The organism is Jannaschia sp. R86511, from assembly GCF_042466345.1.
Classification (GTDB): Bacteria; Actinomycetota; Actinomycetes; order Actinomycetales; family JBBAYJ01; genus Aquipuribacter.
Genome location: NZ_JAXHCD010000001.1, coordinates 1,127,035 through 1,153,678, shown reverse-complemented (window position 1 = coordinate 1,153,678; position 26,644 = coordinate 1,127,035). Strand labels below are relative to the sequence as shown.

Below are 26,644 nucleotides of genomic sequence, written 5' to 3'. Positions count from 1 at the left end.
ACCACCGACCCCACCCGATCGACAACACCTTGATCCCCGCCCCCACCGACCAACCACCGACCCCACCCGATCGACAACACCTTGATCCCCGCCCCCACCGACCAACCACCGACCCCACCCGATCGACAACACCTTGATCCCCGCCCCCACCGACCACCGACGCAGGGTGCCGTCGCGTCGGCTAGACCGACGCCGAGTGCCGTTGCGTCGAGACGGGGGGCAGCAGGGCGGCGAGGGCGGGGCGGACGCCGAGGGCGGCGCAGGTGGCCTCGACCTCCTCGACCAGGCCGGCCGGCGGGGCGGCGCCGGTGCGCACGGCCCGCAGCAGGGTGTTGCGCGGGGTGTGCTCGGGGTCGACGAGCTCGACGGCGTCGGTGCGGTAGCCGTGCAGGCGCAGCAGGTCCGCGCGCAGGGCGTCGGTGACGGTGTCCAGCAGCCTCGAGCGCAGGATGCCGTCGCGCAGCATCGGGCGCAGGTCCGGCGCGGCCCCCGCCACTGCCCCGTCCTCCGCCGACGCACCACGGGCGTCGACCTGGCGGCGCAGGTCCTTGTGGCAGCACGGTGCGGCCAGCACCGCCCGGGCGCCCCAGCCCACGGCCTGGGCCAGCGCCTCGTCGGTCGCGGTGTCGCAGGCGTGCAGCGCCAGCACGACGTCGGGGACGTCCTCGGGCTGCCAGGTGCCGGCCGAGTCGACCACGAAGGAGACCCCGGTCTCGCCGATGCGGGCCACCAGCTCGGTGTTGCGGGCGATCACGTCGTCGCGGACGTCCACGCCGACGGTCGTCACCGGGCCGCGCCGTGACAGCCACCGGTGCGCGGCCAGCGTCAGGTAGGCGTTGCCGCAGCCCAGGTCGACGACCCGCAGCGGCCGGTCGGCCGGCTGGTCGGGGACGACGTCGTCGAGCCGGCCCAGGAACGCGTCGACCTGCCGGCGCTTGGCCGCGCCCGCACCGACGGCGTCGAACAGCGGGTCGTCCGGGGCGAGCCGGTGCTGCTTGACCCGGTCGTGGCCGGTGGCGGCCCCGGTCGCGGCCGTCGCCCCGGCGCCGGCGCGGTGGACCTGCGCCTCGCCCTTCTTGGTCACCCGCAGCTGGAGCGTGCCGCCGGCGTGGTCGACGTGCCAGTTGCCGAACGGCTCGCCCAGCAGCTCGTCGACGGCCGCGACCAGGGCGTCCGGGTCCAGGGTGCGGGTGACTGGGGCCCGGTCGTGGCGCTCGGTCAGCACCACGCGGCGCCCGGCCGAGACCGTCACCGGCCGCAGCTCCACCCGGGGCGCGCTCGGGACCGCACCGCGGCGACGTCCCGCGGCCACGGCCCGGACCAGGGCGTCGGACAGCAGCAGCGCGCGGACCTCGGCCAGGGCGGCTTCCAGGGGCTCGGGCATCAGGCCACCCGCTCGTCGTGGGGGTGCACGCGGTCCTCGTCGGGGTCGGTCTTGGGCGCGGTGACCATCACCACGTGCGGGCGGGTGTCGGTGCGGAAGCGCACCTCGATGGTGGAGCGGCGCGCCAGGAACGCCACGGCGCCGGCGGCGGCCAGCAGGGCGGTGATGCCGCCCACGGCGATGGTCCAGCGGGCCCCGAACGCCTCCGCCACCCAGCCGATCAGCGGCCCCCCGACCGGGGTGGCCCCGATGAACACCGCGAAGTACAGCGCCATCACCCGGCCGCGCAGCTCGGGCGGGGTGGACAGCTGGACCGTCGCGTTGGCCGCGGTCATCAGGGTCAGCGCGGCCAGGCCCACCGGCACCAGGGCCGCGGCGAAGGTCCAGTAGGTCGGCATCAGCGCGGCCACGCAGGAGGCGAGGCCGAACGCGGTCACCGCGCCCACCACCAGGCGCAGCCGGGCCCGCCGGCGTCCCGCGGCCACCAGGGCGCCGGTCAGCGACCCGACGGCCAGGAACGAGCCGAGCAGGCCGTAGGACTCCGGGCCGCGGTCGAACTCGATGCGGGCCATCACCGCGGTGGTCAGCTGGAAGTTCAGCCCGAACGTGCCCACGACGAACACCAGCACGAGCACCAGCATGATGTCGGCGCGGGTCCGCACGTAGACCACCGCCTGGCGCATCCGCTCCAGCCCCGACAGGCCCTGCGTGCCCTGCCCGGGGCTGCGCGAGCGGGTCAGCGCCAGCACGACGACCGTGAACCCGAACGACACCGCGTTGATGACGAACACCGGCCCGGTGCCCACCCAGGCGATCAGCAGGCCGGCCGACGCCGGGCCCAGCAGCCGGCCCAGGTGGAACGTGGCCGCGTTGAGGCCGATGGCGTTGGGCAGGTCCTCCGGCGGCACGAGCGACGTGACGTAGGTCTGCCGGGCCGGGGCGTCGAAGGCCGTGACCACGCCGAGGGCGAGGGCGAAGCCGTACACGTGCCACACCTGCGCGGCCCCCGCGATGACCAGCACGCCCAGGCCGAGCGCCAGCAGGCCCTGCAGCGACTGGCTGACCTGCAGGATCCGGCGCTTCTCGAACCGGTCGGCGATCAGCCCGGCCCAGGGTGCCAGCAGCACCATCGGCAGGAACTGCAGCCCGGTGACGATGCCCACCGCGAGCGCGGAGTCGGCGGTCAGGTCGACCAGGACCAGCCAGTCCTGGGCCACCCGCTGCATCCAGGTGCCGGTGTTGGATACGATGGCGGCGCCGACCCACAGCCGGTAGTCGCGGTGGGCCAGGGAGCGGAAGGTGTCGTGGAGGGTGCGGCTCACGAGTCGGTGAGCTCGCTGAGCAGGACCGCCGCCCGGGCCAGCACCCGACGGTCCTCCGCGGGCAGGGCGGACAGCTGGTGGCACAGCCACTCGTCGCGCCGGCGGCGGGTCTCGTCCACCGCGGCGGCGCCGGCCGCGGTGAGGGTGACCAGCTGCGCGCGGCCGTCGACCGGGTGCGCGGCCCGCTCGACCAGACCCGCCTCGAGCAGGCTGCCTACGATGCGCGTCATCGACGGCGGGCGGACCCGCTCCTTGTCCGCCAGCACGGCGGCGGTCAGGGCGCCGTGGCGCGACAGCAGACCGAGCACCGCGTACTGGGTGTCGGAGATGTCGGCGTCCGACTTCTCCGCCCGCAGCCGGCGCACGATCCGCATCAGGGACACCCGCAGGTCCGCGGACAGGGCACCGGGGGCGTCGCTGCGACCCCGGGGGCCGTGGTCCTGCTCGGTGGCTGTCATCGGGGTGGAGGCTACCAGGAACTGATTACCCAAGGTAATTACCTTGGGTACGTGACCGTCCGGTTCAGCGGCCCGGCCGGTGCACGACGTGGCCGTTGGCCTGGAACACCGGCTTGACCACGACCCGGTCCACGTCGACGTGGGCGGGCCGGGTCGCGACGAACGCGACGACCTCCGCGACGTCCTCGGCGTGGATCGGCTGGGTCCCGGCGTACACCGCGGCGGCCCGCTCGGCGTCCCCGCCGAAGCGCACCAGCGAGAACTCGTCGGTCTCGACCATGCCGGGGGCGACCTCGCTGACCCGGATGCCCTCGGCGTGCAGCTCCCAGCGCAGCGTCTCGGCGACGGCGCGCAGGGCGTGCTTGGAGGCCACGTAGCCCGCCCCGCCCGGGTACACCTCGGAGCCGGCGATGGAGCCCATGACCACCACGTGGCCGGCCCCGCCGGCCCGCAGCCGGGGCATCAGGGCCCGGGTCACACGGACCACGCCCAGCACGTTGCACTCGTACATCCAGCGCCAGGCGTCGAGGTCGGCCTCGACGACCGGCTCCAGGCCCAGCGCCCCGCCGGCGCAGTGCAGCACCAGCTCCACGGACGGCAGGTCGGCCAGCGCCTCGTCGAGCGCGGCGACCGAGGCGTCGTCGGTGACGTCGAGCCGGACGGCCCGGCCGCCGATCTCGGCCGCGAGCTCCTCGCAGCGCTCGAGCCGACGGGCGGCGCAGACGACGTGGAACCCGGCCGCGGCGAGGGCGCGGGCGCTGGCCGCACCGATCCCCGAGCTCGCCCCGGTGACCAGGGCCGTACCGCGACGGGCGGCGTCCGTGCTGGCAGGCATGCGCCCAGCCTGCCACGAGTCTCCTAGGCTGCCGGTGTGGGTCGCCGTCAGCTCGTCCGGATCACCGAGCCGCTGGCGATGGACCCGTCGCGTCCCGTGGCGCTGGGCACGGTCGCCTGGTCGGTCGCCCTGGTCGTCCTGCTGCTGGCCGACCTGGGCCCGGAGCAGCGCTGGTGGGCGTGGGCGGCCGCCGCCGGGGTCGCGATGGGCCTGCTCGGCGTCGTCGCGGCCCGGCGGGCGCGGCGTCAGCCGGGACGGACGCCCTCGGAGGAGACCGGTTCGGCGGCCTCACCGGGCAGCGGGTCCGTGTCGAGCTCCTGACGCAGGTCGTCGATCAGGGGCTCCGGCAGATCGTCGGGCTCCTCGGCCGTCTGACCCGTCTCGGAGTGGGCCCCGCAGCCGTGGTCCATGCTGACGACCCGGCCGTCGTCGGGTGACCAGGCGTTGGCGCAGACCCCGAACGACTGCCGGAACGTGCCGGTCATGCCGACCAGGTACCCGCACGTCGAGCAGGGGGCGTCCGCGGCCCGGGTCTCGGCGTTGTCGGGGCCGTTGTCGCTGCGGTACCAGCGGGTGGCCGCCTCGATCCGGCCCTCGCGGTTGAGCACGCGCCGACGGCCGAGCCCGAGCTCCCAGGTCAGCGCGACCTCGTCGCCGGAGAAGGCCAGGTCGAAGCCGTCGGGGACCTGCTCCAGGCCCTCGTCGAGCAGCGGGTCCTGGTCGCGGTAGGGCAGCACGTCGGTCTCGCCCAGGTCACCGGGCTCGACGCGGTCGGCCCACGGCACCCACGACGGGGCCAGCAGCGCCTGCTCGCCGGGCAGCAGCACGACCTCGCTGACCGTGACCGCGCGGGCGCGCGGGATGCGGGCCAGCACGACGGTCCAGGCCCAGCCCCGGTAGCCGGGGTGGGTGGTGGCGAACCGGTGCACGGTCACCCGGTCGGCCTCGGCGGACACGCCGAGGTGCTCTCCCACCTCACCGGGTCCGGCCACCTCGACGGCGGCGGCCCGGGCCTCCTCGACGGCCTTGGCCCCCATGGGGTCGAGCTTGGGCGGCCCGACGCGGGCGGGGGCCCGCCGGGCGGCGGTGCGCGCGGGCGCGGCCTCGGCGGTGCCCGCCTCGGTCGTGTCTGCCTCGGTGGTGCCCGCCTCGACGGTGCCTGCCTCGGCGGGCTCGGCCGTCGGCTCGACCGCGTCGACGTCTGCGGCCGGGGTCTCGTCCGGCGCCTCGATCGGCACCTCGGCCGGCGTCTCGGCCGCGGTGGGAGCGGTGGGAGCGGTGGCCTTCCTCGCGCGGGCGGCCCGGGCCCGGGGGGCCCGCTTGACCGGCACCTCGGCGGGCGCATCGGCCACTGCCGTGACCTCGGCGGGGACCTCGGACGGGACGCCGACCGCAGCGACGTCGACCGAGTCCGGGGACGCGGGCTCGTCCACGACCGCGACCTCGACGACCGCCTCGGCGCCGTCGACGACGGCCTCCAGCGTCCCGGCGGGCGCGTCGGCCCCGGTGCCGGCCTGCTCCTCGGCAGCCGCGGCCGCGGACTGCTGGGCCGCGGCGGCCTTCTTGGCCGCACGGGTGGCGGCGGCCTTCTTGGCCCGTGCGCTGCGCTCGGGGTCCGGTGTCGTGGCCATGCTCAGGCGTCCAGGTCGTCGGCGACGGCGCGCAGCACCTGGGCGACCTTGCCGGCCATGGCCCGCTCCGGGTAGCGACCCCGGTTGAGCTGCGAGGAGACCCCGTCGAGGAGCTTGATCAGGTCCTCGACGATGACGGCCATGTCGTCGGCGGGCTTGCGCTGGTTGGCCCGCACCGACGCCGGGGCGTCGAGCACCCGCACGCTCAGCGCGGAGGGACCCTTGCGGCCGTCGGCCACGCCGAACTCCACGCGGGAGCCGGGCTTGAGCGCGGTCGTGCCCGCCGGGAGCGCGTTGGCGTGGACGAACACCTCCCCGCCGTCGTCGGACGCGACGAAGCCGAACCCCTTCTCGGCGTCGAAGAACTTGACCTTGCCTGTGGGCACGTTTACCTCAGAACCAGGATCGCGTACGGCTGCGGGAGCGCGTACTTGGTGTCGGACGGGCGGCTGGGCGGGCAGCAGCGGCCCAGGGTATCGCGCAGGTCCCGTCCCGCCGCCTCGCGACGGACCTCAGCGCTGCGGCGAGGGGCTCGCGAGCAGGTCGTTCATCGACCCCGACCGGAAGGCGCGCACCTGCACCTCGTCGTGGCCGAGCCGCCGCACCACGTCCCGGACGCGCTCCAGGTCCGGCTCGCCCAGGCCGTCGAGGCAGGCCCGGTCGAGCTCCACCCGGGCCCCCTCCTCCCCCAGGTCCCGCACCCGCAGGTCCCGCACCCGGTCGCCCAGCAGGTCCTTGAGCTGCCGCTCGGCCGTGCCGACCCGGTGCAGGAGGGCCGGGGTGATGGGGATGCCGTAGGCGATCCGGCTCGACAGGCAGGCGGCGGCCGGCTTGTCCCAGGTGGGCAGGTCCCAGTGCGCCGACAGCACGCGGACCTCGGCCTTGGTGAGGCCCGCGTCGGCCAGCGGGGTGAGCGCCCCCACCTCGGCCGCGGCCCGGATGCCCGGCCGGAACCCCGCCCGCAGGTCGTCGGCGTTGGTCCCGGTCGCGACCCGGTCCAACCCCAGGTCGCGGGCCAGCGGCACCAGGACCGACATCAGCTCGGCCTTGCAGAAGTAGCAGCGGTCGCCGCCGTTGGCCCGGTAGCCCTCCCGGGACAGCTCGTCCGTGCGCGGCTCGTGCCAGCCGACCCCGAGCCGCCCGGCCAGGTCCCGGGCCGCCACGACCTCGGCCCCGGGGACCGCGTCGGAGACCGCCGTGGCCGCCGCCACCCGCGTCGCCCCCAGGGCACGGACCGCGCCGGCCAGGACGAGGGCGGAGTCCGCGCCGCCGGAGAACGCGACCAGCACCGAGGTCGCCGGGTCGAAGGCGGCCAGCAGCGCCTCGGCGAGGGCGTCGGCGTCGCGCGGTACCGGGGCGATGTCCACCCGCGGCACGGTACGCGCCGTCCGGGCGCCTCGTCGCCGCGGTCGCGGCCGGCGCCCACCCGCACCGGCGGCCCCGTGGCCGGACGCGCACCCTGGCGGCGCGGCGTACCGTGGAGCGGATGTCGACCAGCCCTGCACCGGCGCGGCCGCGCGTGCGCCGTGAGGCCCCGCGCAGCCTCGCCGACGACCTGCGGGCCCGGGACGACGCCGACCTGGTCGCGCTGCTGCAGGCCCGCAGCGACCTCGCCGTCCCGGTCCCCACCGACCTGGGCTCGCTGGCCGTGCGGGCGACCACCCGCGCCAGCGTCCAGCGGGCGCTCGACCTGCTGGACGCACCCGGCCTGCAGGTGGTCGAGGCGCTGGCGGTGCTGCCGGAGCCTGTCACGCCGGCCGCGGTCAGCCGGGCCTGGGGGGCCGACGCCCGCCCGCACCTGGACCGGCTGCGGCGGCTCGCGCTGGTGTGGGGCACGCCGCGGGCGCTGCGCCTGGTGCGGGTGGCGCGCGAGGTGCTGGGCGAGCACCCCGCCGGACTCGGGCCACCGCTCGCGGCCACGTTGGAACGCCGTAGCCCCGCCCGCGTGGCCGCCCTGGCCGAGTACCTGGGCCTGGGCGAGATCGGGGACCCGGTGCGCGCGGCCGCCGAGGTGGCGGCCCGCTTCGCCGACCCCGTCGCCCTGGCCGACCTGCTGGCCACGGCCCCGGCCGGGGCACGGGAGGTGCTCGAGAGGTTGCTGTGGGGCTCACCCGTGGGCGAGCACCCGGGCACCGACGACGACGGTCCGGTCGGCTGGCTGCTGCGCCACGGCCTGCTCGCCGTGGCCGGTCCGGGCCGGGTGGTGCTGCCGCGCGAGGTCGCCCTCAGCCTGCGCGGCGGTCGCACCCACCGCGCCCCCGCAGCGGCCCTGCCGCCCGTCGTCGGCGAGCCCGTCCGGGCCGGGCTGACCGAGCACGCGGCCTCCGGCTCGGCGGCCGAGGCCGTCCGGCTGGTCGGCGAGCTGCTGGGCGTGGCCGAGCGGACCACCCTGGGCGTGCGCCGCGCGGGTGGCCTGGGGGTGCGCGAGCTGCGGCGGGTCGCGGTGGCGCTCGGCGTCGAGGAACCGGTCGCCGCGCTGGCGGTGGAGTTGGCCGGCGCCGCCGGGCTGCTCGCCCCGGACGGGGAGGAGCAACCCGCCTGGGTCCCCACGCACGCCGTGGACGACTGGGCCGACGAACCCGTGCCGGTGCGCTGGACGACCCTGGCCCGGGCCTGGCTGGGCAGCGACGTCGTCGCCTCCCTGGTGGGCACCCGCGACCGCAGCGGCGGCGTCCGGGCCGCCCTGACCGACGACGTCCGGCGGCCGAGCTCCACCGCGCTGCGCCGCGACCTGCTCGTCGAGCTCGGGGCCGTGGACCCCGGCCGCGCCGCCACCCGCGAGGAGCTGCTGGCCCGGCTGGACCACCGCTCGCCGCGACGTGCGGGCCCCGGCCGCGACGACCTGGTGGCCCGCCTGCTGCAGGAGGCGGCCTGGCTGGGCCTGACCGGTCAGGGCGTGCTGTCCGAGCCGGCCCGGGCCCTGCTCGACGGGGACGAGGACGCGGCCGTGGCGGCCCTGGGCACCCTGCTGCCGGAGTCCGTCGACCACCTGCTGCTGCAGGCCGACCTGACCGCCATCGCCCCCGGACCGCTGACCGCGGAGCTGGCGGCGGTGGTGGAGCAGGCGGCCGACGTGGAGTCGCGCGGCACCGCGACGGTGTACCGGTTCGGGCCGGACTCGGTGCGCCGGTCGCTGGACGCCGGGCGGACGGCGGACGAGCTGCTGGCCGCCCTGGAGCAGGCCAGCCCCAACGGCGTGCCGCAGCCCCTGGCGTACCTCGTGCGTGACGTCGCCCGTCGCCACGGCCTGGTCCGGGTCGGCCGCGCGTCGTCGTTCCTGCGGGCCGAGGACCCGGCCGCGCTGGAGGAGCTGCTCGTGGACCGCCGGCTGGTCGGGCTCGGGCTGCGTCGGCTGGCGCCCACGGTGCTGGCCGCCGAGGCCGAGGGGCCCGTGGTGCTGGAGGCGCTGCGGCGGATCGGGACGGCGCCGGCGGCGGAGGCCGCCGACGGCACGCTGCTGGTGCCGGGGCGCACGGCGCGCCGGGCGCCGGCCCGCCGCCGACCGGCCACGCCCGCGTCGGCCCGCCTGCCCTCGGGCGACGAGCTCGACGAGGCCGTCCGACGCTGGCGGCTGGCCGAGCAGGGACCCCGTCCGGGCAGCGTCGACCTGCCCCACCTGGAGCCCCGCGTCAGCCTCGAGCTGCTCCGCGACGCCGTCACGGCGGGCCAGCCGGTGTGGGTGGGCTACGTCGACGAGACCGGCCGCACCACCCGGCGCCTGCTGGAGCCGCTGACCCTGTCCGGCGGGCGGCTGACCGCCGTGGAGGCGGGTCGGCCCGGGACCCGGACCTACTCGGTGCACCGGGTGACCGGCGTCGCCCTGGTCCCGGAGGTGGAAGACTGACGACGCCGTCCAGGACGCCGGGGCGGTCGACGGGACCCGCGCCAGTGCAGGAGGAACAGGCATGACCGAGAACAGCGACCGCCCGGACCACGCCGACGAGCCCGAGGCCACCACGCCCGAGGCCACCGCGCCCGAGCCGGCCCGGACCGACCGCGACGACGCCGCGCCGGAGTCCGTCCTGACCGGTTTCTCGTGGGACGACCCGTCGGGGGCCGCCCCGACCCGCCCGGAGCAGCCGGCCGGGTCCGACCAGCCGGCGCCCGACGCACCGGCCGCGGACGCACCGGCCTACGGCACTGCGCAGGCCTCCGACACCCCGCCGAGCTCGGACGAGCCGTCCTACGGCACGCCGTACGGCGCGACCCCGGAGGCCCCCGCGCAGTACCCCCCGGCCGCCCCGTACCCGCCGGCCGGCGCCCAGCAGGACCCCTACGGCCAGGGCGCCTACGGGCCGACCGGCCAGGCGGGCCAGCCCGGTCAGGGTGGTGAGGGCTACGCCGCCGCGGGCCAGGCCTACGGCCAGCCGTACGGCCAGCAGCCGGCCCCCTACGCCGGCGGCTACGGGCAGAGCGCGCCCTACACGTCGACGCCGCAGCCCTACGCCTACGGCCCGCCCCCGCTGTCGCCCGAGGCCGAGAAGGTCCGCTCGTCGGCCATCCTGTGGACGGTCCTCAACGGCATCTCGATCTTCGTGTGCTTCAACGTCTTCGCGATCGGCGGCGTCATCTGCGCGGCCATCGGCATCGGCAAGGCCCGCGACGACGTGCAGGGCGCGCGCAACCTGGTCAAGTGGTCCTGGATCCTGTTCGCCATCGGGTTCGCCCTGGGCCTGCTGCTGCTCATCGGCTACATCGTGTTCGTCATCGGCGTGATCGGAACAGCCGGCATGAACAGCGGGTTCTGACCTAGGTGACCGATGGCCCCCTGATCGTCCAGTCCGACCGGACCCTGCTGCTCGAGGTCGACCACCCCGACGCGGCGGCGTGCCGGCGGGCGATCGCGCCGTTCGCCGAGCTCGAGCGGGCGCCCGAGCACGTCCACACCTACCGGCTCACCCCGCTGGGGCTGTGGAACGCCCGGGCGGCCGGCGTCGACGCCGAGCAGGTGGTCGACGCCCTGCTCACGCACTCGCGCTACCCGGTGCCGAACGCCCTGCTGGTCGACGTGGCCGAGACCATGTCGCGCTACGGCCGGCTGACGCTGTCCAAGTCCGACGAGCACGGCCTGGTCCTCACCGCCATCGACCTGCCGGTGCTGGAGGAGGTCCTCCGCTCGAAGAAGGTCATCCCGCTGGTGGGCGCGCGGGTGGCGCAGGACACCGTCGCGGTGCACCCGAGCGAGCGCGGCAACATCAAGCAGGTGCTGCTCAAGCTGGGCTGGCCCGCCGAGGACCAGGCCGGCTACGTGGACGGGGAGGCGCACCCGATCGACCTGGACCGCCACGACGCCGACGGCGGCGTCGCCTGGGACCTGCGCCCGTACCAGGCCGAGGCCGTCGACGGGTTCTGGCACGGCGGCTCCGGGGTCGTGGTCCTGCCCTGCGGGGCGGGCAAGACCCTGGTCGGGGCCGGCGCCATGGCGCGCGCCCGGGCCACCACGCTCATCCTCGTCACCAACACGGTCTCGGCGCGGCAGTGGAAGGACGAGCTGCTGCGGCGGACGTCGCTGACCGAGGACGAGATCGGTGAGTACTCCGGCCAGCGCAAGGAGATCCGCCCGGTCACCATCGCCACCTACCAGGTCATGACGACCCGCCGGAAGGGCGTCTACCCGCACCTGGAGCTGTTCGACGCCCGCGACTGGGGCCTGGTGATCTACGACGAGGTGCACCTGCTGCCGGCGCCGATCTTCCGGATGACCGCCGACCTGCAGGCGCGTCGTCGGCTGGGGCTGACGGCGACGCTGGTGCGTGAGGACGGCCGGGAGGGCGACGTGTTCTCGCTCATCGGGCCCAAGCGGTTCGACGCACCCTGGAAGGACATCGAGAACCAGGGCTACATCGCCCCCGCGGACTGCGTCGAGGTCCGGGTCACGCTGCCGGAGGACGAGCGGCTGGTCTACGCCGTGGCCGAGCCGGACGAGCGGTACCGGCTGTGCGCGACCAGCGAGCAGAAGACCAAGGTCGTCGAGCAGCTCGTCGCCCGGCACCGGGGCGAGCCCATGCTGGTCATCGGCCAGTTCATCGACCAGCTCGACGACATCTCCGCCCGGATCGACGCGCCGCTCATCAAGGGCGACACGACCGTGAAGGAGCGCCAGCGGCTGTTCGACGCCTTCCGCACCGGCGAGATCACCACGCTGGTGGTCAGCAAGGTCGCCAACTTCTCCATCGACCTGCCCGAGGCCGCCGTCGCCATCCAGGTCTCCGGCGCGTTCGGCTCGCGGCAGGAGGAGGCCCAGCGGCTCGGCCGGGTGCTGCGTCCCAAGGCCGACGGGCGCACCGCCCGGTTCTACGCCGTGGTCAGCCGCGACACCCAGGACCAGGAGTTCGCCCAGCACCGGCAGCGGTTCCTGGCCGAGCAGGGCTACGCCTACCGGATCGTGGACGCCGACGACCTGACCGGCGGGCCGTCCGACATCGCCGCCGCGCTGGACTGACCGCCGGCCGACTCCGCACCGGGGGACGGTCGGTGCGGACCGCCGGCGCGGACGGTCGGGGTCGGCGTCTGGTCATGACGGTGGGCGCAGCACTCCCCGAGCGGGCACGATGACCGGGTGAGCGACGCGGCCTGGGGCCAGCTGCTGCTGGTGGCCGCCGCGCTCCACGTCGGCCTGGAGCTGGTCGTCCACCTCGTGGTCTACCCGGCGCTGGCCGACGACTCCGCGGGCTCCGGGGCCGCCTACCGCAAGGCCCACGAGCGGCACATGCGCCGGATGTCGGTGGCCGTCGCCCCGGTCTACGGGCTGCTGGTCGTCGCCGGCCTCGGCCGGGCCGTGGTCTCCCCCACCCTGCCGGCCCTGGCCTGCGTGGGGCTCGTGCTCGTCACCTTCGCCGTCACCGGGTTCGTGGCCGTCCCCGCCCACGAGGCGATCGTGGCCGAGCCCGACCCCGCCCGGCGTGCGGCGCTGCACCGCCGCCTGGCCCGCGCCGACCGCGCCCGCGTCGCCCTCGCCGTCGCCCTGCTCGCCGTCGCCTGGCTCACCGCCCCCTGACCGCGCGCGAGTGCGACCAACCACCACAACGACACGGTCAGAACCGCTACGCCCACCGGACCCCTCGTCCGACCACCACAACGACACGGTCGAAGGTGTTGTGGTTCGTAGCGGTCTCACGCAGCGCGCAGAGCCGCGCGGACCGATCGGGGGATCGTGAACGGGTCCAGCGTGTCGCGCCAGGTGAACCGCAGCAGCAGGTGACCCAGCGCCGTGAGCGCGTTGGCCCTGGCCCGGTCCCGGAACAACGCGTCGGGCGAGCCGTGCACCCCGGCCCCGTCCGCCTCGACCAGCAGCCAGCCGCGGCGACCGGGACGCCGGAAGGCCAGGTCGGCCCGTCCCACCACCGCGCCGTGGGCATCCCGCACGACGAGCTGGAGCGCGTCGGGCGGGAGCCCATCGTCGACGCAGCGGAGCCTGACCCGGCTCTCGAGCACCGACTCCGATCGGGAGTCGGCCAGGTTCCAGAGGTCGACGAGCCCTCCGCTGCCGGGACGCCCCGACGCACGGTCCGCGAGCCCCGACAGGTCCCTCGCGGTGACTGCCCCACGGCGCAGCGCCGAGTCCGTGAGAGCCACAGCCACGAGCCGGTCGGACCCCAGCGACAGGTCGGTCAGCGTCCGACCCGGTGTCGTGACCGGCATCCCGCGCACCGTCGTGACCTCGTCCTGGCCCAGGTGTCCGCGGTGCGCGAGCAACCGGGGACGGGCCCTGACCGCCCGGTGGGGCTCGACCAGCACCTCCTCCGGCCCGTCGGTGATCCCCGCCAGCTCGTACAACCGAGCGGCGGTGCGCCCGGCTAGGACCGCCCCAGGGCACGCCAGGTGCGCCCCACGTGCTGCCACCCAGGCAGCGTTCCCGGTCGCACGCTCGGGCTGCACCAGCAGGACGCCCCGGTGCAACCGGAGCCAGGCACCCTCGTTGAGGCGCCGCCGCTCGACCGCGCGTGAGACGCCGCAGCCACGCAGCTGCGCGGTCGTCACGACCCCGTCCTGCGCCGACGCCAGCGCCTCCAGCTCCACCCCGGCAGGGTGCCGCGCAACACGCCGACCGTGTGCGACCCCTGTGGACAACGGCGCCCAGCCCCACCCGCTCCCAGGAACTTCCCAGGGCCGGCGGGCATTGTGCAGGTGTGACCGCCCCCGCCGTGCCCGCGCCCCGGCTCCTCGTCGTGGACGACGAGCCCTCGATCCGCGACCTGCTGAGCGCGTCGCTGCGCTTCGCCGGCTACGACGTGGTGACGGCCGAGAACGGGTCGAGCGCGCTGACCCAGGCCGAGAAGCACCGTCCCGACCTGGTGGTGCTCGACGTGATGATGCCCGACATGGACGGCTTCGAGGTGACCCGCAAGCTGCGCGAGCGCGGCCGCGACATGCCCGTGCTGTTCCTGACCGCCCGCGACGAGGTGGAGGACAAGGTCACCGGGCTGACGGTGGGCGGGGACGACTACGTCACCAAGCCGTTCAGCCTGGAGGAGGTGGTCGCCCGGATCCGGGCCGTGCTGCGGCGCACCGGGGTCGTGGCCGAGGAGCTGGGCAACCTGCTGACCTTCCACGACCTGGAGCTGGACGAGGACGCCCACGAGGTGCGACGGGCGGGTGCGGTGGTCGACCTGTCGCCGACGGAGTTCAAGCTGCTGCGCTACCTGATGCTCAACCCCAACCGGGTGCTGTCCAAGGCGCAGATCCTCGACCACGTGTGGGACTACGACTTCGGCGGCGACGGCGCCATCGTCGAGTCGTACATCTCGTACCTGCGCCGCAAGGTCGACTCCGGCTCGACGCCGCTCATCCACACGAAGCGCGGCGTCGGCTACGTGCTGCGCCTGCCGCCGGATGCCTGAGCAGCCTCCCCCGAAGCAGAGCCGCCCGGTCCTGGTCCGCCCGTTCCGGACGGAGCCGGCGGCGCCCGGCCCCCTGGACACCCGGCCGACCCGTCCGGGCAGCGGGGTCAGCCTGGAGCTGCGCCTGGTCGGCATCATCGTCCTGGCCGTCGCGGTGGCGACCACGGTGGTCGGCGCGGCGCTGGTGCTCGTGCAGCGCCAGCAGCTGCTCGACCAGGTCAACTCGCAGCTGCTGCGCACCGGGCCCGGCCTGGCCCAGGCCACGGCCGAGAACATCCAGGCCCCGCTGCCCCCCGGTCGGTCGACGTCGTACGTGGCGGCGCTGCCCAGCGAGTACGTCGTGGTGGTCTACGTCGAGGCGTTCGAGTCCACCGTGGAGTTCCAGCCCCAGTTCCGCAGCCAGCAGGGCACGCCGGACATCCCGGTGATCACCGGTGACCGGGCGGCCGCGCTGAACCGGGAGCCGTTCACCGTCGGGGCCCGGGACGGCGGCGGCCGCTGGCAGGTGCTGTCGCTGCCCGCCGCCGACCGCAACGCGTCGGTGTCGGTGGCGCTCCCGCTGGACGCCGACGGCTCGACCAAGCGGCTGGCGCTGGTCACGCTGCTGATCGGCACCTCGGTCGTGATCAGCGCAGCCCTGCTCGGCGTGGTGGCCGTGCGCCGGTCGTTGCGCCCGCTCGCCGACGTCGAGCAGACGGCCGTCGCCATCGCCCGCGGCGACCTGACCGCCCGCGTCCCCGAGGGCGGCCAGGACACCGAGGTCGGCCGGCTCACCACGGCCCTGAACGGCATGCTGACCCGGATCGAGGACAGCATCCGGCAGCGCGACGCCTCGCAGGACCGGATGCGCCGGTTCGTGGCGGACGCCTCGCACGAGCTGCGCACGCCGCTGGCCAGCATCCGGGGCTTCGCCGAGCTGCACCGCCAGGGCGCGGTGCCGGCGGAGCAGGTGCCGGCGACGTTCACCCGGATCGAGGGCGAGGCGCGCCGGCTGGGGGTGCTGGTGGAGGACCTGCTGCTGCTGGCCCGCCTGGACGAGCAGCGACCGCTGCGCCGGGTGCCGGTGGACCTCGCCGCGCTGGTGCTCGACGCCGGGGGCGACGTGCGCGCCCTGGACCCGACCCGGCCGGTGCGCGTGGCCGCGCTGGACGGCCGGCCGGTGACGCCCGTGGCGGTCGAGGGCGACCCCGACCGGCTGCGGCAGGTGCTGACCAACCTGGTCGGCAACGCCATCCGCCACACCGCGGCCGGCACGCCGGTGGACCTGGCGGTCGGCCGGGTCCAGGTGGGTGACGGGGCGGCGGTCGTGCTCGAGGTGCGCGACCACGGCCAGGGCGTGCCCGACGCCGACAAGGCCCGGGTCTTCGACCGGTTCGCCCGCCTCGACGCCTCGCGCACCCGCGACACGGGCGGCGCGGGCCTGGGCCTGTCGATCGTGGCCGCGGTGGTGCACGGGCACGGCGGCGAGGTCAGCGTGCTGGACACCCCCGGTGGCGGGGCCACGTTCCGGATCGTGCTGCCGGCCCCGTCCGACGCGCCGGCGGAGCGGGCGGAGGACCTCATCGGCCCCTGACCGGAGGGGGCGGCCCGCTCAGACCAGCAGCTGCCGCGCGGCCAGGTCGCGGTACAGCGGCGAGGCCGCGACCAGCTCGGTGTGGGTGCCCTCGGCCACCACGCGTCCGTCGTCCATGACGACGATGCGGTCGGCGTCGACCACCGTCGACAGCCGGTGCGCGATGACGAGCACGGTCGTTCCGGGCCCGATGGCCTGCACCGCCTCGGCCAGGGCCTGCTCGTTGCGGGCGTCCAGGCTCGAGGTCGGCTCGTCGAGCAGCAGCAGCGCCGGGCGGGCCAGCAGGGCCCGGGCGATGGCCAGGCGCTGCCGCTGCCCGCCGGACAGCAGGATGCCGTCGTCGCCGACCTGGGTGTCCAGGCCGCGGTCGCCGCGGGCCAGCAGGTCGGTGAGGTTGACCTGCGCGAGCACGGCCCGCAGCTCGTCGTCGTCGGCGGTCGGCCGACCCAGCAGCAGGTTGTCGCGGATGGTGCCGGCCAGGGCCGGGGCGTCCTGCTCGACGTAGGCGGTCGAGGCGCGCAGCTCGGCGCGATCGAGGTCGCGGACGTCGTGCCCACCGACCCGGACCGTGCCGTCGTCGACGTCGTAGAAGCGCTCCACCAGCGCCAGCACGGTGGACTTGCCCGCCCCCGAGGGACCCACCAGCGCCGTCCGGCGACCGGCCGGGGCCGTGAACGTGGCCCCGCGCAGGACGGGCTCGCCCCGCCCGTCGGCCGCCTCCGGGTCCGGGTAGGCGAACGACACGTCCTGCAGGTCGACCGACACCGGGGCGTGCGACAGCACCCCGCGCACCGTGACGACGTCGCCGGCGGTCTCCTCGGGCAGGTCGAGCACCTCCTCGATCCGGGCCAGCGCCCCCAGCCCGGTCTGGATCGCCGCGAAGGCGGAGATGCCCTGGGCCAGGGGCTGCACCAGCAGGAACAGCAGCAGCACGAAGGCCACCAGGTCACCGACGGACACCTCGCCCGAGGCGACGCGCGCCCCGCCCACGCCCAGCACGGCCAGGAACGCCCCCTGCACGGCGATCGAGGCCACCGGGCCGAGCACCGCCTGGAGCCGGGCCAGCCGCAGGCCGGCGACGAAGGCGCCGGTGGCGGAGCGGCCGACGGTGACGGCCTCCCGGTCCTCCGCGCCCGCGGCCCGGATGGTCCGCACGCCGCCCAGCGAGCGGTCGACCCCGGCGGTCATCACCCCGACCGCGGTCTGCGCGGCCAGCGACGCGGCCCGCACCCGGCGCACCACCAGCAGGGCCCCGGCCATGCCCACCGCCACCGCGGTCACGGTGACCCCAAGCAGCAGCGGGTCCACCACGGCCATGGCCACCAGGGCGCCGACGATGATGACGACGCCGGAGGCCAGGTCCACCAGGCCGCTGGTGACCACGGTGCGCAGCAGGGTGGTGTCCGCCCCGACCCGCGAGATCAGGTCGCCGCTGCTGCGGCGGTCGAGCTCGGCCACCGGCAGGCGCAGCAGCCGGCCGACCAGCCGGGTCCGGGTGCGCAGCACCACGGCCTCGCCGGTGCGCTGCAGCACGTACGCCTGCACCCCGGACAGGGCCGCGGCCAGGACGAGGGCGACCACGAGCCAGACCGCGGGGGTGACCACCGAGGCCGCGTCCTCGATGGCCCCGATGACCTCGCGGACGAGCAGCGGCTGGGCCAGGGCGGCCGCGGCGTTGGCCAGGCCCAGCCCACCGGCCACGGCCAGCGCGGTGGTGTGGGGCCGCAGCAGCCGCAGGAGCACGGCGAGGTCGGCGCGCCGGCCGCTCGGGTCCGGGACGGGCTCGGCCCGTGCGGAGTCGCTCACCCGGCCAGTCTCACCCACCCCGGGGCCCGCACCCGCACGGTTCACCCAGGGGCGGAACCCGCTGCGCCACGGGTTCACAGGTGACGTCCAGGCTGCTCACGGCCGAGCGGCAGCCGCGTGGGGTGACATGGCTGCCATGACCGAGACCGCCACCCGCCCGCAGCCGCAGCCCCAGCCCTGGACCCCGCCCACCGCGGGGCCCGCCCCCCGGCCCCACCGGCGCCGCCGGCTACCCCTGGTCGCGACCGCGGTCGGGGCCACGGTGGTCATGGCGGCGGCCGGGGTCGGTGCGGGCGCCGTCGTGGTGTCCAACGCCGACGACGTCCTGGCCGCGCTGCGGGACGCCCCGGTGGCCGCCGCCGTCGCCGCGGACGACACCGCCGACACGGCAGCGGACGGGACGGTGACCGACGCGACGGCGGACGGGGCGGCGAGCGGGCCGGTCGACGGGGTCGACTGGGGCGCCGTGGCCACCGCGGTCCAGCCCGGGGTCGTGGCCATCCAGGTCGCCGGCGCCGACGGCTCGGGCGGGGAGGGCAGCGGGGTGGTCATCGACGAGCAGGGCCACGTGCTGACCAACAACCACGTGGTGGCGACCGCGGCGGGCGGCGGGCAGGTGCGGGTGACGCTGTCCGACGGCCGCGTCCTGGCCGCCGAGATCGTCGGCCTGGACCCCTCGACCGACCTGGCCGTGCTCCAGCTGGCCGACGCCCCCGACGACCTGACGGTCGCCGAGCTCGGCCGCTCCGAGGACGTGCAGGTGGGTGATCCCGTGATGGCCATCGGCAACCCGCTGGGGCTGTCCGGGACGGTGACCACGGGCATCGTCAGCGCGCTCGACCGGCCCGTCACCACGCAGTCGGTCGGCGTCGCGTCGGGCGAGCCCGTGGTGACGGCGGCCGTGCAGACCGACGCCGCCGTCAACCCCGGCAACTCGGGCGGCCCGCTGGTGGACGCGCAGGGCCGGGTCGTGGGGATCAACTCCTCGATCGCCGGCCTGAGCGGCGGGTCCGGGTCCATCGGCCTGGGCTTCGCCATCCCGGTGGATGCCGCGGCCGCGGTCGCCGAGCAGCTGATCGAGGACGGCACGGCCGAGCACGCCCGGCTGGGGGTGTACCTGGACGACACCACGGCCACCATCGCCGAGGGCGAGTGGGCCGGCACCCGGCTGGGGGCCGAGGTGGTCGACGTCGAGCCCGGCTCCGCGGCGGACACCGCGGGCCTGCAGCCCGGTGACGTCGTGGTGGCGGTCGACGGCCGCGCCGCGACCGGGGCGGAGTCGCTGACGGCGCTGGTGCGCGTCACGCAGCCCGGCGACGCCGTCACCCTGCTCGTCGCGCGCGACGAGCAGGGTGTGGAGGTCCCGGTGACGGTGGAGACCGCCGAGGCGTGAGCCCGGCTGGCAGGCTGGGGCCGTGAGCCCTTCAGCCGGACCCGACCCGCACGAGACCGGCCACGACCCCGCGCCCGACCAGGTGCCTGTCACGGGGCCCGTCCCGGGGCCCGTCCCGGCGCTGGTCCCGGTGCTGGTCCGGCTCGGGGCCGGCGCCCCGCAGGCCGAGCAGGTGCAGCAGGACCTGCTCGGCCGCTGGTCCGAGCCCCACCGGCGCTACCACGACCGCCGCCACCTGGCCGAGGTGCTCGACCGGGTCGAGCAGCTGGCCGGCCACGCCGAGCACGCCGACCTGGTGCGCTGCGCCGCCTGGTGGCACGACGCGGTCCACGACGGCCGGGCCGGGGACGACGAGCGGGCCAGCGCGGCGCTGGCCCACGAGCAGCTGGGGTCGCTCGGGGTGGCCCGGCGGCACGCCGACCGGGTGGTCGAGCTCGTCCTGGTGACCATCCAGCACGACCCCGGGGAACCGGCCGACCCCGATGCGGCCGTGCTCTGCGACGCGGACCTCGGCATCCTGGCCGCGGACCGGGCGCGCTACGACGGCTACGCCGCGGACGTGCGCCAGGAGTACGGCCACGTGCCCGACGAGCTGTTCCGGGCCGGCCGGGCGGGCGTGCTGCGTCGGCTGCTGTCGCACCGGCACCTGTTCCGCACCCCCACGGCGACCGCGTGGGAGACGGCCGCCCGGGCGAACCTCAGCCGCGAGCTCGACGCTCTCGTCGCTGGGCCGCGGTGACGCGCAGGCCACCCGCGCGCAGCCGCCGCAGCAGCTCCCCCGCCCCGACCGGCACCGCGCCGGCGGCGACCAGCGCCGCGTGGACGTCCTCGGGCACGTCGTAGTGGTCGAGGTCGAAGCCCCGGGCGGGCACGCCGTTGGCCCGGGCGAAGGCGTGCAGCTCGGCCAGCGAGGCGTCACTGACCAGGTGCGACCAGAGCCGGCCGTGCGCGGGCCACAGCGGCGGGTCGATGAGCACGGTCACCGGCCGAGCGTAGGCCCGCCCCCGCGCCGGGGCCTGTGGACGACGCCCGCGGGACCGGGCCTCGACCAGGCACCCTGGCGGTGGACGCGGCAGGGGGTCGCGCACGGCGAGGGGAGCACGGCATGACCAGGTTCGAGGTCGACAGCGCGCGGGTGGACGCGGCCAGCGCACGGGTCGGGGCGACGTCGGAGTCCATCACCGCCGAGGTGGACGCCATGATGCGGCACCTGGAGGACCTGCAGGGGGTCTGGCGCGGCCAGGCCGCCACCGGGTTCGCCAACCTGACGGCGCAGTGGCGGGCGACGCAGGTGCAGGTGCGGGACACCCTGGACAGCATCCGGGTCGCCCTCGCCCAGGCCGGTCGGCAGTACGCCGAGACCGAGGCGGCGACCGCCCGGATGTTCCAGGCCTAGGCGCCCGCGGCCGCCTCCGGCTCGGCCGCCCGGGCGGTCCCCGACGCGGCGATGTGCTCGCGGTAGGCGTGCCAGCTGCGCTTGACGGTGCGCTCCTGGGTCTCGAAGTCGACCCGGACCAGCCCGAAGCGCTTGCTCAGGCCGAGCGCCCACTCGAAGTTGTCCAGCAGCGACCAGGCGAAGTAACCGCGGACGTCGACGCCCTCCGCGCGGGCCTGCTCCAGGGCCCGCAGGTGGTCCTGCAGGTAGGCCACGCGGTCCGGGTCCTCGATCACGCCGTCCGCCGACGGGGTGGGGTCGTCGTCCCAGGCGGAGCCGTTCTCGGTCACGTAGACCGGGCCGAGCTCGGCGTACTCCGCCTGCAGGCGCCGCAGCACGTCGGTGAAGCCCTCGGGCGTCACCGGCCAGTCCATCGCGGTGGCGCCGGCCCCGGGGTCGGCGGTGCGGACCCGCTCCATGCCCGGCTGCACGGTGTCGCCGACGGGGACCTGCCCGTCGGCGGCCTCGAGCCGCTCGTCGTTGTAGTAGTTGAGCCCGAGGAAGTCGACCGGGGTGGCGATCTGCTCCATGTCGCCGACCACGGTGGCGCCGTCCAGGTGGGGCGCGAGCAGGTCGAGCGCGTCGGCCGGGTAGCCGCGCCCGGCCAGGGCGTCCAGCCAGACCCGGTTGCGGACGGCGTCGTAGGCCGGCAGCGCGGCGCGGGTGACGGCCTCGTCGTCCGTGGCCCGCACGTTGTCCAGGTTGAGCACGATGCCGTAGGCCGCGTCCGCGTCCTGCTCGCGCATGGCGGCCACGGCGCGCCCGTGCGACAGCAGCAGGTGGTGCGTGGCGCGGGTGGCCAGGGCGTGGTCGCGGATGCCGGGGGCGTGGATGCCGCCGCCGTAGCCCAGCCAGGCCGCGCACCAGGGCTCGTTGTGGGTGGCCCACCGCTTGACGCGGTCACCGAGGGCCTCCTGCACGCCGAGCGCGTACTCCACGAACGGGTCCACGACCCGGCGCGAGGCCCAGCCGCCCTGCAGCTGCAGCTCCACGGGCAGGTCCCAGTGGTACAGGGTCAGCCACGGCTCGATGCCGGCGCCGAGCAGCTCGTCCACGAGCCGGTCGTAGAAGCCGAGGCCCTCGGCCGAGAAGTCGCCGCGGCCGGTCGGCTGGACGCGCGCCCACGCCACGGAGAACCGGTAGGCGCCCACCCCCAGGTCGCGCATGATCCGGACGTCCTCGCGGTAGCGGTTGACGTGGTCGCAGGTGACGTCGCCGTCGGTGCCGTCCTGCACCGCGCCCGGCACCCGGCAGAACGCGTCCCAGGTGGTCTCACCCCGTCCCGCGCGGTCTCCCTCGATCTGGAACGCGGCGGTGGCCGCCCCCCAGGTGAACGTCGTCGGCAGCGTGACCATGCCGCTCACCCTATCGGTGGGATCGTTCCCAGCCCGCCGCGGCCCGTCGGTCGGACGCCGGTGGCGTCATGCTGGGCCCATGACCCCGACGAGGCTGCGCGCGTTCGCGGCCGTCGTCCGGCTGGGCTCGGTCAAGGCCGCCGCCGCCGAGCTCGGGGTGAGCGAGGCCGCGGTGTCGCTGCACGTCGCCCACCTGCGCAAGGAGCTCGCCGACGAGCTGTTCGTACGCACCGGCTCGGGCATCGCGTTCACGCCCGGCGGGCTGCGGCTGGCCCGGCGGGCCACCGAGCTGCTGGGCCTGCAGGAGCAGACCATCCGCGAGGTCGGGCACGCGGGCCGCGGGCGCCGGCTGATGCACGTGGCCGCCTCGGCGCTGTTCGCCGAGCACGCGGCCCCCGGGCTCATCGCCCTGTTCACCAGCCGGGCCAAGGACCTCGAGGTCGAGCTCAGCGTGCGCGAGCCCCGGGAGTTCGCGTCGCTGCTGGCCAACCGGGAGGTCGACGTCGCGATCGGACCCCGGCCGTCCGGGCTGCCCGGGACCGTCACCTGCACGCCGTTCTTCTCCTACCAGCTGGTGGTGGTGGCCAGCCCCGCGCACCAGGCGGCGGTCGGCGCGGCCCGGCCCGCGGGCTGGCTGCTGGGGCCCTCGGCCAACAGCGCGGGCAGCGCGGTGGCCGGCCTGCTGCGCCGGCTCGACGTCCCCGAGACCGAGCAGCGCATCTTCCAGAGCACGGCCGCGGCCCTGGAGGAGGCCCGCCGCGGGCACGGCGTCACCCCCGTGCCGTCGTTCGTCGTGGCCGACGACCTGGCGGCGGGCCGACTGGTCCGGGTGCCGCTGCCGGCGGCCCCCGGTGACGGCCGCTGGCACGTCATGACGCTGCCGGAGCCGGTGGGCCTGGCCGCGGCGGCCGAGCTGGCCCGGTTCGTGACCACGCCGCGGGCGACCCAGGCCATGATCCACGGCGCCGGGGTGACTATCGGGCACTTCCGGCCCTCGGTGCACGTCACCCTCTGGCGGTGATCACCCGCAGCACCTCGCGCATCGCGGCCGGGGTGTGGGCGGGCAGCAGCTCGTCGCACCACGGCAGGGCGGCGGCCATGCCGCCCGTGCGGGGCCGGAACCCCGGTGCGGCCGCGCGGGGGTTGAGCCAGACCACCCGGTGCGCCAGCCGGTGCACCCGGGCCATCGCGGTGGCCAGGTCGGCCGGGGCGTCGGAGTCCCAGCCGTCGGAGGCGATGACGACCACGGCCCCGCGCAGCAGCTGGGCGTGGTGGGAGTGCAGCAGGCCGTGCAGGCTGGTGGCGATCCGGGTGCCGCCGAACCGGTCGCCGCAGGCCTGCTCGGCCAGCCGGACCGCGGCCTCCGGCGAGTGCAGCCGGACCTGCGGGGTCAGCCGGGTGAGCCGGGTCGAGAACCCGAACGCCTCGGCGTCGGTGACCCGGGCCGCCGCGCGCATCAGGTGCAGGTAGGCCGAGGCGTGCCCGCGCATGGACTCGCTGACGTCGCACACCACCACGAGCGGGCGCGGGCGCAGCACGGCCCGGCCGCGGGCGATCTCGACGGTCTCGAAACCCGTCCGACGCGCCCGGGCCAGGGTCGCCCGCAGCACGACCGTGCGCCCGGCGCGGTGGGTGCGCAGCCGCCGGCTGCGGCGCGTGGGCCAGCGGGGCATGGCGTCGGCCAGCCACTGCTCGAGGTCGGCCAGCAGCGCGGGGTCCAGGCGCTCGAACGGGGTGTCCGCCGCCGCGTCGAGGCCGCTGGGGACCAGCTCCGGCACCCGGCTGTCGCCCCCGTCGCCGCCCACCGCGACGACCGCGGCGGCCGTGGCCCAGGGCAGCCCCGACTCGCTGCCCGCGCCGTCGTGGTCGGCCCCGGACGGCAGCCGCACCAGGGCGTCGTCGGCCGGGGCGGGCCCGGCCGGGTCGGCCCCCCGGGCGACGGGGTCCAGCGCCAGGACGGAGTCCGCGAACACCGCCTCGAACACCGCGTCGAAGGTGGGCAGGTGCTCCACGCGGCGAACCAGGCTCACCCGGCACAGCCAGTACAGCGCGGTCCGCCCGCGCGGCGGCAGCACGCCCCAGCCCTCGACCAGGGCCGCGACCGAGGACAGGCTCACCGGCACGTCGCTGTCGCGCAGCCGGCCGGCCAGGGCCACGGCGAACGAGGCCCGGTCGACCCCGCGGAGCACCGCGGCCGGTGCGCTCACCCGAGCCGCTCCGGGTAGCCGAGCCCGGCCAGGGCCCCGACCACGGCGTCGCGGTCGTCGACGGTCTTGGTCAGGCAGCCCACGGTGTGCAGCAGGTCCTCGCGCGACAGCTCGGCCACCCCGAGCACCGCCAGCGCGGACACCCAGTCGATCGCCTCGGCCAGGCCGGGCTGCTTGTCCAGGTCCAGACCGCGGACCCGACCGACCAGGTCCGAGGTGCTGCGCAGCAGGTCCTCGGACGCGTCGGGGACCGCGCGGCGCAGCACCGCCACGGCCCGCTCGCGGTCCGGGTACTCCAGCCAGTGGTAGAGGCAGCGGCGCCGCAGCGCGTCGTGCAGCTCGCGGCTGCGGTTGGACGTGAGCACGACCACGGGGCGGCGCACGGCGGTGAACGTGCCGATCTCGGGCACGGTGACCGCGGCCTCGCCCAGGAACTCCAGCAGCAGCGCCTCGAACTCGTCGTCGGCGCGGTCGACCTCGTCGATGAGCAGCACCGGGGCGACCGGCCCGCGGTTGCGGACGGCGGCCAGGATGGGCCGTTCCTGCAGGAACTCCTCGGTGAACAGGTCGGCGTCGGCCAGGCGCTCGTGGCGCGACTCGGCCAGCCGGATGGCCAGCAGCTGGCGCTGGTAGTTCCACTCGTACAGCGCCTCGCCCGCGCTCAGCCCCTCGTAGCACTGCAGCCGGATCAGCGGCGCGCCCAGGGCGGTGGCCAGGGCCTTGGCGGCCGACGTCTTGCCGACCCCGGGCTCGCCCTCCAGCAGCAGGGGCTGGCCCAGGCGCAGCGACAGGAACAGCGCCATGGCCGCGCCGTCGTCCACCAGGTAGCCGGCCCGGTCGAGCCGGTCGGCGAGGTCGGCCGGATCCAGCACCGCGGGCGCACCGGCTGAGGGGCCGGCGTCGCTCACGAGCCCTCCCCCGCGGCCGCCAGCAGGGCCGCGTACTCCTCGACCGTGTCGACGTCACGGGGCACGGGCCCGGCCACGTCGACGAGCACCGCGTCCGCCCGGGCGTCCAGCAGCCGCCACACCCCCTTGTCGCCGTGCAGCGTGCGCAGCTCGTCGAACCCGTCCCGGCCGAGCCAGAACGGGTGACCCGTCCCGTCGGTGTACCGGCAGGCCCCCATCACCGCGGCGGCCCCGGCCGGCGCGGCCGCGACCGCGGCGAGCAGGTCCTCGACCGCGGCCGGCGGCACCTCCGGCTGGTCGCCGAGCAGCAGGACGACCCCGGCGGAGTCCGCCGCCACCCGGTCGACGGCCACGGCCACCGACGAGCTGCAGCCGGTCGTGAAGGCCCGGTTGCGGACCACCTCGGCCCCGGCCAGGTCCACCCGGTCCAGGACCTCGTCCGCCGCACCGCCCAGGGCGACGAGCAGCTGGTCGAAGCCGAACCCGGCCGCCCGGGCCAGCGTGGCCCCCAGCAGCGTCGTGCCCCGGTAGGGCAGCAGCTGCTTGGGCCGTCCCAGCCGGGCGGACCCGCCGGCGGCCAGGACCAGTCCCGTGACCCGCACCTCAGCCGGCCCCGGCCAGGTACGACTCCTGGCAGCCCCGGCCGCAGAAGAACCACTCCCGGCCGTCCCGGGTGCCACGCAGCGCGTCGGCGTCCACGACGACGTCCATGCCGCAGACCGGGTCGACCTCGACGCGCACCACCGGTGCGGCGCCCGGTGCACCCTGCGGCGCCACCAGGCCCTCGGTGCGCACGGCCCTGACCACCTGCGCCACCACCGACAGCGCGATCTCGCCGGGGGTGACCGAGCCGATCGGCAGCCCGACCGGGCTGTGCACCCGGGCGCGCTCGTCGTCGCTCAGCCCCATCCCGGCCAGCACGGCGGCGCCCCGCTTCTCGCTGGCGATCAGGCCGACGAACCCGACCCCGGCGGCCAGGGCGGCCCGGATCGAGTCGACCTCGCCCTCGCCGTGGCTCGCCTCGACGACCGCCACCGTGCCGGGCGCGAGGTCGCGCACGGCCCCGGTGACCACCGCGAGCCCGGCGGCCTCGGCCACCGCCGCGATGGCGCGGGCGTTCTCGGTGTCGCCGACCACGTGGACCAGCGCCGCCGGCACCCGGGCGTGCAGGAAGATCTCCAGCGCGCCGCCGGACAGGCAGGAGTTGACCGCGACCTGGGCGCCCGGGACCTCGGGGAACTGCTCGGTCGTGTCCGGCAGGACCCGCAGCAGCACCGACTCGCCGCTGGCCAGGGCCTGCAGCGACGCCGTGCGCACGGACGTGCGGGCGCAGTCGCCGCCGACGAACCCGTCGATGCTGCCGTCGGCCAGGACGACCGCGGTGTCGCCGGGTGAGGCCGACGTCGGTCGCTCCGCCCGCACCACGGTCGCCTGGACGAACGGCACCCGCTGCGCCAGCAGGTCCGCGATCCGCCCGTCCAGCCTCTGCGTCGGCAC

General features: G+C 76.4%; 25 protein-coding genes and 1 pseudogene. 11 read left to right on the top strand and 15 right to left on the bottom strand.

The window, feature by feature from the left end; all coding sequences use genetic code 11:
• Positions 1-181 precede the first annotated feature (181 nt).
• The 4 genes from SJY06_RS05665 to SJY06_RS05650 all read right to left on the bottom strand — a co-directional run bounded on the left by SJY06_RS05665 (position 182) and on the right by SJY06_RS05650 (position 3,999).
• On the bottom strand, positions 182-1,384 hold the full coding sequence (locus tag SJY06_RS05665; RefSeq protein WP_380165498.1) for a class I SAM-dependent methyltransferase: 1,203 nt from the start codon (positions 1,382-1,384) through the stop codon (positions 182-184).
• Positions 1,384-2,706, bottom strand: a complete 1,323-nt coding sequence (locus SJY06_RS05660) for an MFS transporter (protein ID WP_380165496.1) — start codon at positions 2,704-2,706, stop codon at positions 1,384-1,386. Before SJY06_RS05660 ends, SJY06_RS05665 begins: the two co-directional genes overlap by 1 nt.
• Positions 2,703-3,164: a MarR family winged helix-turn-helix transcriptional regulator gene (locus SJY06_RS05655; protein WP_380165494.1), complete on the bottom strand. Its 462-nt coding sequence runs from the start codon at positions 3,162-3,164 to the stop codon at positions 2,703-2,705. The genes SJY06_RS05660 and SJY06_RS05655 overlap by 4 nt, the downstream gene beginning before the upstream one ends.
• 64 nt (positions 3,165-3,228) lie before the next feature.
• On the bottom strand, positions 3,229-3,999 hold the full coding sequence (locus tag SJY06_RS05650) for an SDR family NAD(P)-dependent oxidoreductase (RefSeq protein WP_380165492.1): 771 nt from the start codon (positions 3,997-3,999) through the stop codon (positions 3,229-3,231).
• Between the two features lie 36 nt (positions 4,000-4,035).
• On the opposite strand from SJY06_RS05650, the gene SJY06_RS05645 reads away from it, so the two are divergent.
• Complete coding sequence (locus SJY06_RS05645; protein ID WP_380165491.1) at positions 4,036-4,320, top strand: DUF2530 domain-containing protein; 285 nt, start codon at positions 4,036-4,038, stop codon at positions 4,318-4,320.
• Here the strand turns inward: SJY06_RS05645 and SJY06_RS05640 are convergent.
• From SJY06_RS05640 to SJY06_RS05630, 3 genes and pseudogenes are all read right to left on the bottom strand, one after another.
• A complete protein-coding gene (locus tag SJY06_RS05640; protein WP_380165489.1) occupies positions 4,245-5,630 on the bottom strand; it encodes a DUF3027 domain-containing protein in 1,386 nt (461 codons plus the stop codon). The two genes, SJY06_RS05645 and SJY06_RS05640, sit on opposite strands and share 76 nt — an antisense overlap.
• 191 nt (positions 5,631-5,821) lie before the next feature.
• Positions 5,822-6,016, bottom strand: a pseudogene (locus SJY06_RS05635) (cold-shock protein); the annotation flags it as partial.
• 126 nt (positions 6,017-6,142) lie between these two features.
• Positions 6,143-6,997 carry a TIGR00268 family protein gene (locus SJY06_RS05630; protein ID WP_380165487.1) on the bottom strand — a complete coding sequence of 285 codons (855 nt, stop codon included), beginning with the start codon at positions 6,995-6,997 and terminating at the stop codon, positions 6,143-6,145.
• Positions 6,998-7,116: 119 nt separating this feature from the next.
• Here SJY06_RS05630 and SJY06_RS05625 point away from each other — a divergent pair, with 119 nt between their 5' ends.
• The 4 genes from SJY06_RS05625 (at position 7,117) to SJY06_RS05610 (ending at position 12,627) form a co-directional block, all read left to right on the top strand.
• The gene (locus tag SJY06_RS05625; protein ID WP_380165485.1) at positions 7,117-9,474 is read left to right on the top strand and encodes a helicase-associated domain-containing protein; all 2,358 of its coding nucleotides are present in this window, start codon (positions 7,117-7,119) and stop codon (positions 9,472-9,474) included.
• A gap of 61 nt (positions 9,475-9,535) precedes the next feature.
• Entirely contained in the window at positions 9,536-10,378 is an 843-nt protein-coding gene (locus tag SJY06_RS05620) for a hypothetical protein (RefSeq protein WP_380165483.1), read from the top strand.
• 5 nt (positions 10,379-10,383) lie between these two features.
• On the top strand, positions 10,384-12,072 hold the full coding sequence (locus SJY06_RS05615; RefSeq protein WP_380165481.1) for a DNA repair helicase XPB: 1,689 nt from the start codon (positions 10,384-10,386) through the stop codon (positions 12,070-12,072).
• A 117-nt stretch (positions 12,073-12,189) separates the two neighbouring features.
• Positions 12,190-12,627: a hypothetical protein gene (locus SJY06_RS05610; RefSeq protein ID WP_380165479.1), complete on the top strand. Its 438-nt coding sequence runs from the start codon at positions 12,190-12,192 to the stop codon at positions 12,625-12,627.
• Positions 12,628-12,743: 116 nt separating this feature from the next.
• Here the strand turns inward: SJY06_RS05610 and SJY06_RS05605 are convergent, their stop codons facing one another.
• Positions 12,744-13,649 carry a type IV toxin-antitoxin system AbiEi family antitoxin domain-containing protein gene (locus SJY06_RS05605; RefSeq protein WP_380165477.1) on the bottom strand — a complete coding sequence of 302 codons (906 nt, stop codon included), beginning with the start codon at positions 13,647-13,649 and terminating at the stop codon, positions 12,744-12,746.
• A 110-nt stretch (positions 13,650-13,759) separates the two neighbouring features.
• On the opposite strand from SJY06_RS05605, the gene SJY06_RS05600 reads away from it, so the two are divergent.
• A complete protein-coding gene (locus SJY06_RS05600; RefSeq protein ID WP_380165475.1) occupies positions 13,760-14,470 on the top strand; it encodes a response regulator transcription factor in 711 nt (236 codons plus the stop codon).
• Complete coding sequence (locus SJY06_RS05595) at positions 14,463-16,043, top strand: ATP-binding protein (RefSeq protein ID WP_380165473.1); 1,581 nt, start codon at positions 14,463-14,465, stop codon at positions 16,041-16,043. The genes SJY06_RS05600 and SJY06_RS05595 overlap by 8 nt, the downstream gene beginning before the upstream one ends.
• 18 nt (positions 16,044-16,061) lie before the next feature.
• Here the strand turns inward: SJY06_RS05595 and SJY06_RS05590 are convergent, their stop codons facing one another.
• Positions 16,062-17,849 carry an ABC transporter ATP-binding protein gene (locus SJY06_RS05590; protein ID WP_380165471.1) on the bottom strand — a complete coding sequence of 596 codons (1,788 nt, stop codon included), beginning with the start codon at positions 17,847-17,849 and terminating at the stop codon, positions 16,062-16,064.
• A gap of 136 nt (positions 17,850-17,985) precedes the next feature.
• On the opposite strand from SJY06_RS05590, the gene SJY06_RS05585 reads away from it, so the two are divergent.
• Positions 17,986-19,242 (top strand): S1C family serine protease, encoded by a 1,257-nt coding sequence (locus SJY06_RS05585; protein ID WP_380165469.1) that lies wholly within the window; start codon positions 17,986-17,988, stop codon positions 19,240-19,242.
• 22 nt (positions 19,243-19,264) lie between these two features.
• Positions 19,265-19,981: a hypothetical protein gene (locus SJY06_RS05580; protein WP_380165467.1), complete on the top strand. Its 717-nt coding sequence runs from the start codon at positions 19,265-19,267 to the stop codon at positions 19,979-19,981.
• Here the strand turns inward: SJY06_RS05580 and SJY06_RS05575 are convergent.
• Positions 19,941-20,225 carry a DUF4031 domain-containing protein gene (locus tag SJY06_RS05575; protein WP_380165465.1) on the bottom strand — a complete coding sequence of 95 codons (285 nt, stop codon included), beginning with the start codon at positions 20,223-20,225 and terminating at the stop codon, positions 19,941-19,943. The genes SJY06_RS05580 and SJY06_RS05575 overlap by 41 nt on opposite strands.
• Positions 20,226-20,347: 122 nt before the next feature.
• On the opposite strand from SJY06_RS05575, the gene SJY06_RS05570 reads away from it, so the two are divergent.
• Positions 20,348-20,638 (top strand): WXG100 family type VII secretion target, encoded by a 291-nt coding sequence (locus SJY06_RS05570; protein ID WP_380165463.1) that lies wholly within the window; start codon positions 20,348-20,350, stop codon positions 20,636-20,638.
• Here SJY06_RS05570 and SJY06_RS05565 read toward each other — a convergent pair.
• A complete protein-coding gene (locus SJY06_RS05565; protein WP_380165461.1) occupies positions 20,635-22,032 on the bottom strand; it encodes a GH1 family beta-glucosidase in 1,398 nt (465 codons plus the stop codon). The genes SJY06_RS05570 and SJY06_RS05565 overlap by 4 nt on opposite strands.
• Before the next feature lie 79 nt (positions 22,033-22,111).
• Between SJY06_RS05565 and SJY06_RS05560 the strand changes: the two genes are divergently transcribed.
• Positions 22,112-23,053: a LysR family transcriptional regulator gene (locus SJY06_RS05560; RefSeq protein WP_380165459.1), complete on the top strand. Its 942-nt coding sequence runs from the start codon at positions 22,112-22,114 to the stop codon at positions 23,051-23,053.
• Here SJY06_RS05560 and SJY06_RS05555 read toward each other — a convergent pair.
• Genes SJY06_RS05555 through SJY06_RS05540 form a run of 4 tightly spaced genes read right to left on the bottom strand, consistent with a single transcriptional unit; the run spans position 23,037 to position 26,644 of the window.
• Positions 23,037-24,239, bottom strand: a complete 1,203-nt coding sequence (locus SJY06_RS05555) for a VWA domain-containing protein (RefSeq protein ID WP_380165457.1) — start codon at positions 24,237-24,239, stop codon at positions 23,037-23,039. The genes SJY06_RS05560 and SJY06_RS05555 overlap by 17 nt on opposite strands.
• Positions 24,236-25,147 carry an AAA family ATPase gene (locus SJY06_RS05550; protein ID WP_380165455.1) on the bottom strand — a complete coding sequence of 304 codons (912 nt, stop codon included), beginning with the start codon at positions 25,145-25,147 and terminating at the stop codon, positions 24,236-24,238. The genes SJY06_RS05555 and SJY06_RS05550 overlap by 4 nt, the downstream gene beginning before the upstream one ends.
• A complete protein-coding gene (locus SJY06_RS05545) occupies positions 25,144-25,749 on the bottom strand; it encodes an NTP transferase domain-containing protein (RefSeq protein WP_380165453.1) in 606 nt (201 codons plus the stop codon). Before SJY06_RS05545 ends, SJY06_RS05550 begins: the two co-directional genes overlap by 4 nt.
• A gap of 1 nt (position 25,750) precedes the next feature.
• Positions 25,751-26,644 (bottom strand): XdhC family protein, encoded by an 894-nt coding sequence (locus SJY06_RS05540; protein WP_380165451.1) that lies wholly within the window; start codon positions 26,642-26,644, stop codon positions 25,751-25,753.

Bases quoted from the DNA above. Each gene is read 5' to 3' on its own strand.
- SJY06_RS05655 (WP_380165494.1), bottom strand. From the start codon at position 3,164: ATGACAGCCACCGAGCAGGACCACGGCCCCCGGGGTCGCAGCGACGCC.
- SJY06_RS05565 (WP_380165461.1), bottom strand. From the start codon at position 22,032: ATGGTCACGCTGCCGACGACGTTCACCTGGGGGGCGGCCACCGCCGCG.
- SJY06_RS05640 (WP_380165489.1), bottom strand. From the start codon at position 5,630: ATGGCCACGACACCGGACCCCGAGCGCAGCGCACGGGCCAAGAAGGCC.
- SJY06_RS05595 (WP_380165473.1), top strand. From the start codon at position 14,463: ATGCCTGAGCAGCCTCCCCCGAAGCAGAGCCGCCCGGTCCTGGTCCGC.
- SJY06_RS05570 (WP_380165463.1), top strand. From the start codon at position 20,348: ATGACCAGGTTCGAGGTCGACAGCGCGCGGGTGGACGCGGCCAGCGCA.
- SJY06_RS05650 (WP_380165492.1), bottom strand. From the start codon at position 3,999: ATGCCTGCCAGCACGGACGCCGCCCGTCGCGGTACGGCCCTGGTCACC.
- SJY06_RS05585 (WP_380165469.1), top strand. From the start codon at position 17,986: ATGACCGAGACCGCCACCCGCCCGCAGCCGCAGCCCCAGCCCTGGACC.
- SJY06_RS05560 (WP_380165459.1), top strand. From the start codon at position 22,112: ATGACCCCGACGAGGCTGCGCGCGTTCGCGGCCGTCGTCCGGCTGGGC.
- SJY06_RS05625 (WP_380165485.1), top strand. From the start codon at position 7,117: ATGTCGACCAGCCCTGCACCGGCGCGGCCGCGCGTGCGCCGTGAGGCC.
- SJY06_RS05665 (WP_380165498.1), bottom strand. From the start codon at position 1,384: ATGCCCGAGCCCCTGGAAGCCGCCCTGGCCGAGGTCCGCGCGCTGCTG.
- SJY06_RS05620 (WP_380165483.1), top strand. From the start codon at position 9,536: ATGACCGAGAACAGCGACCGCCCGGACCACGCCGACGAGCCCGAGGCC.